2 protein-coding genes are annotated in these 1,788 nt (G+C 38.6%); both read right to left on the bottom strand.

Annotation, left to right across the window (positions count from 1 at the left end; translation table 11 throughout):
• Positions 1–142 precede the first annotated feature (142 nt).
• Complete coding sequence (locus AC11ZT_RS08515) at positions 143–1,057, bottom strand: RluA family pseudouridine synthase (protein WP_484059190.1); 915 nt, start codon at positions 1,055–1,057, stop codon at positions 143–145.
• The gene (gene lspA, locus AC11ZT_RS08520) at positions 1,058–1,522 is read right to left on the bottom strand and encodes a signal peptidase II (protein WP_484059191.1); all 465 of its coding nucleotides are present in this window, start codon (positions 1,520–1,522) and stop codon (positions 1,058–1,060) included.
• Positions 1,523–1,788: the final 266 nt, after the last annotated feature.

Below are 1,788 nucleotides of genomic sequence, written 5' to 3' on the forward strand. Positions count from 1 at the left end.
CCTTCCCGCTGTGCGAGAAGGTTTTGGATACAGATAGAGTGTGTCATCTAATCCCAGTTTATCCGTTTCCTTCTCAACCTCACGGGGCTGTGTTAAAGGACTTATTTAACTGTTATTAGTATGCCAATTTTTTCGACAAATGTCAAGATGATTTGCGTAAGTAATCAAGTGCATCTTCAAAATCTTGTGGAAGCGGTGCTTCAAATTCTAGGTACTCCCCTGTTCTTGGATGTACGAAACCTAGAATCCCTGCATGAAGAGCTTGTCCATTAATGTCCAACGTTTTCTTTGGTCCGTATTTCGGATCGCCTGCCAGCGGATATCCAATATACTTCATATGAACGCGGATTTGATGTGTCCGTCCAGTTTCAAGTCTACATTCAATGAATGTATAGTCACGAAACCGTTGAATCACATGAAAATGGGTAACTGCATGCTTTCCATTTTCCTCAACTGTCATACTTTGCCGATCGTTCTTATCTCTTCCAATGGGTGCATCTATCGTTCCCGTTTCATGTTCAATCACACCATGAACAATAGCTTTATACCGTCTTGTTACCGTTTTGGCTACAAGCTGATTTACAAGCGACTCATGCGCTAAATCATTTTTCGCTATCATTAACAAACCAGATGTGTCTTTATCAATACGATGCACAATTCCTGGTCTCATCACACCATTGATTCCAGATAAATCCTTACAATGATACAATACACCGTTGACAAGTGTGCCAGTTGTATGACCATTTGCGGGATGCACAACCATTCCACGAGGCTTATTAACGACAATTACATCAGAATCTTCATAATAAATATCTAAATCCATCTTTTGTGGAACGACATCCAATGGCTCCGGATCAGGAACATGTACGATAATTTCGTCACCTATTTTTACTTTGTAGTTTCCCTTTACTGGTGTACCATTAACGGTAACAATCCCTTCTTTAATCCATTGTTGTACTTGAGAACGTGACCATTCTTCATCTACACTCGCAAGTACTCTGTCAATTCGTTCCCCATTTTGTTCCTCTACTGCTGTTAGTTGTATTGTTTCTGCCATTTATTCTTGCTCCTTCGCTTTCTTCCCTTCCATCAGCGTCTGTATAAACAAAAGAGCTACGCCGATACAGAGTGAGGAATCCGCCACATTAAATACTGGAAAATTGTATGAAAAGATATACGTGTGAATGAAGTCTACAACTTCTTTCCGAAATACACGATCTATAAAGTTTCCTAACGCTCCTCCTAAAATAAGCCCAAGTGCTACGCCAAGAAGCTTATCACGTTTTCCAAATTTCTTTAGGTAATATACAATCGCAATCACAAACACAATAGTAATTAAGTAAAAAAACCACATTTGATTTTGCAACATTCCCCATGCTGCTCCCCTATTTCGATGAGAAGTTATGTATAACACGTCTTGAATAACCTGGATACTATCCCCATATTCCATATACGTTACAATAAGCCATTTCGTAAATTGATCTACTAAGATGACCGCTAGAGCAATGCCATAATATATCATAATTTCTCCCCCACAGTGACAGTGTACCTCAAAATTTTAGCATAGCTAGTCTATTTATACAATGAACGAGACGACAAAGTATGTTACAGTGCTGCAAAATAGAAAAGCGAAACAAATGGATAAGATAGGGAATCCATTACGTTTCACTTCTTAGAAAAACAGATATTGAAAAAATTTATGTTCGTAATACTTCATATGAAAAATCTTGCATGCAACGTGCCGTAGGTAGAATACGAAGCTGTTCAAGTGTCAGTCTTTCTCCTGTT

It is taken from the genome of Ectobacillus sp., from assembly GCF_056992975.1.